This window comes from Clostridium sp. N3C, from assembly GCF_900095445.1.
GTDB lineage: Bacteria > Bacillota > Clostridia > Clostridiales > Clostridiaceae > Clostridium_AU.
This window is the reverse complement of record NZ_FMJL01000102.1, coordinates 1-3106: the sequence shown is the minus strand read 5'-3', so window position 1 is coordinate 3106 and position 3106 is coordinate 1. Positions and strand designations below refer to the sequence as shown.

General features: G+C 36.6%; 2 protein-coding genes. Both read right to left on the bottom strand.

All coding sequences use genetic code 11. The annotated features are described in order from the left end of the window. Positions 1-101: 101 nt before the first annotated feature. Positions 102-1805: a CotH kinase family protein gene (locus N3C_RS14550; protein ID WP_074366712.1), complete on the bottom strand. Its 1704-nt coding sequence runs from the start codon at positions 1803-1805 to the stop codon at positions 102-104. Between the two features lie 74 nt (positions 1806-1879). Further along, positions 1880-2572 carry a polyphosphate polymerase domain-containing protein gene (locus N3C_RS14545; RefSeq protein ID WP_074366711.1) on the bottom strand — a complete coding sequence of 231 codons (693 nt, stop codon included), beginning with the start codon at positions 2570-2572 and terminating at the stop codon, positions 1880-1882. Between the last annotated feature and the right edge of the window lie 534 nt (positions 2573-3106).

The following is a 3106-nucleotide window of genomic DNA, read 5'->3' as shown; positions in this document are numbered from 1 at the left end:
TATATAATTTCCTATAGAGTAAAAAAGCTCCCTATTACCATCAAATCTATCTGTAACAGGGAGCTTTAATCTATTTGATTATAAACAAATCCGCATCTATTTTACCTTTTTCTCTTATATAACGATACACCTATTAGCGCAATAACCATTACTGCAAGACATATGGACAATGAAATCACATTATTCACCGCATTTTTTGAGTTTCCCTTTACATTAGTAAAGTTGGATGGCATCTTTCTATCTGATGAAGATGATTTGGAACTACTTCCATCATTTTTTTCAACCTGTTTCTTATCATCTTGATTATTCCCCTTATCATTACCAGAAGATGGTGAATCAAAGTTACCCTTATTTGGTATATTGCTAGGATCAAAATCTCCCATATTGGGCATATTGCCAGGATCAAAATCCCCCATATCAGGCATATTGCTAGGATCAAATCCTTCCGGTAAAGTGGATGTATCAAAATTTGCCTGTAATCTTTGTTCACCTGTTATCTCATTTGCAGCTTCTTCTGAAGAATTCTTATTCTCTAAATCTTCATCTGAAGAGTCATTTCCATTCTGCGTTTTCTCAGATGGTCTTCCAAAATTCCCACCCATATTAAACTGACCCATAGCTTTTATATCAATGCTAGAAGCATCGATAAGAGCCGAAGAGTTCCGTCTCTGTCCTTCATCGGTGGAAGGAATGGTTCCCTTAATCTGTCCTGATATGCTTTCTGCACGAAGTTTTATAGTTTGATACAGCATATCTGCGGCAGTAAGATACTCCTCATAGCTGTAAAGTGCCGTGGGATCTGTTTCCACAAGTGAATCAATCTGACTTCTTATACGATTGTAAGCTTCATCAAAGCGTCCGCCATTTACATATTCATCAACAAGCTGCTGAAGGTACTCATGATACCTTTCAAGATACTCCTCATTCTCTAGCAATGCATCAAAAAACTCTGTACCGGAAAATGGTGTATCAATTGGATAATTCACCATTTCAGAAGCACTATCGGAACTTCCCATGCTCATTCCGCCAAATGACAGATTGTAATCCCATGGAAGTATGTTTAACTGCCCGTCATACTCATAAAGGTAATAATTATGTGCCATGGAGCCTGTCAAACTGTCCATATTAACTACAAAGGTATGAACTGCCATGTACTTGAGAACATTATCCACGTCCAGGTATTTTTCTAAATCCTTACCTTCACTGATATTTTTTAAGGCAGTAACAACTTTTCGATGATCTCCTTTTCCTGTATCGGTGACTTCACCTTCCCAAATGGTGGAGTAACTGTCAAGATCATCGTCGGTATAATTCAGGTTTGCACCGCCATTTCCTCCCATTGAAAATACACCTTTGCCGCCAAAATTAAAATCTCCACCATTGGGCATATTACCCGGATCAAAATTAAAGTTGTCTCCACCTGGGAATCTTCCTAAAGAGGATCCCTCGCTATTTGAATCAGATTTCTTATCATCTGCTTTCTTGTCAGATGAACCTCTCCTGTTAAATGAAAATCCTTTGGAATCGGATGGAGGTGTCATACCTTCAAATCCAGAACCATCAAAGCCTGAGAAGTCAAAATCCGAAAAATCTTTATCTGGCTTTGAAAAATCTCCTCCCTTGCCTCCGCCTCCCATATTCATGCTTTCTGGTTTGTAGAGTTCTCCATCTTGCGTACCATAATTACGGAGCATAAAGCTTTCTTCCACAGCCTCAAGAGCTAGATATACTCCCCAGTATTCCCCGTTTACAGATACTTTTGCGTAGTTGTAAAGGGATGCATCTGCACCAAGATACTGATACATATCATAAATCCACTTTCCAAAAAACTAGACTTAAAAATATCATTAAATGTCATATAATTTATCCTCCATTTCTTTTAACCAAATCTACGGCAGACTGCATACTTGGAAAATGCCTGCCGTCTAATACCAGTAACCTGAATTATATCCTGTATGATTTCAGGTAAAAACGCATCATACTTTACTTCCAGAATCATATCATTAGGAGTATCTGTTGCACTTATATCTGAAACCTGTTCAGTAAGAAACTCCCGACGAAAGAGACTAGTCCTGATTTCCGAGTCAAATGTAACACGTACATTTCCTGCCTTATAGATATAAGGCTCTCTGACATATGAAACCATCACTCGAGGCATAAGTCGCTGATAGCGCATTTTTGCATACAGTTCTCGTACTAGTTCCTGCGGGCAATCCTTCATCCAGTTAATATCACCATCTAAAATCCGTCTGTATTCTTCCTCTGTAATTTGAGCATCATATTTAAGACACATATTGTTGATTTTCATCTTTTTTTCCAAGATAATATAAGATAAATCATCATTATAATAGCGTAATCGAAACTTCTCACGCTTTCTAACGCCATCGATTTTTTCTCTCAAAGCTTTATCATCACTGTTATCAAAATAAATACTTCTTATTCGATATCTTCCGTCTTTTGATGCATGAGGATCTAAGGTCATAATAGGTCTCAACCGTCCTCGCATGGCAACATAATCGGAATAATTTATGGCATACTTGTATTCGTGTCTGAAACCTTTCTCTTCTTCCATCTGTTTCCTCCTTTCTAGTTGATAGATATTATCCTAAACCCACAGCTTGAAATGTACTTGAAATTAATTATACTTTAGAATGTAAAAAGTAAATGAAACACCAACAATGATGTCATCCACTTAATTATTATAATTCTCTAGCCTTAAATAAAACTTAAATTTCATATTACAATAGATTCAACAATTTTAGCTAATTGTTCAAATTTCCTTGCCTTACCACTAAGTTCATAAATATTTTGTTGTAATAAATCCATAATTATAGCTGATTCTACAATAATATTTTCAGTATGTTAATGGTCAGGTGCCACAATAATTGTGTTAGTTTATACAAAGGTGCTTTTATAGACATTGATAGTTTAGCAAAGGAACTCTTTCAAATCCTCATCGAAATCCCAAGTGCAAAAATCACTATAGTCAAATTTGCCCCATTTCCAATTTGTATCTACTATTCAGATTCTCTTTGGTCAGGATGTAGCTACCATAATGACCAAAGCTACCGCAGCGACACTCTTAGTATTCTCACTGCTCTACACT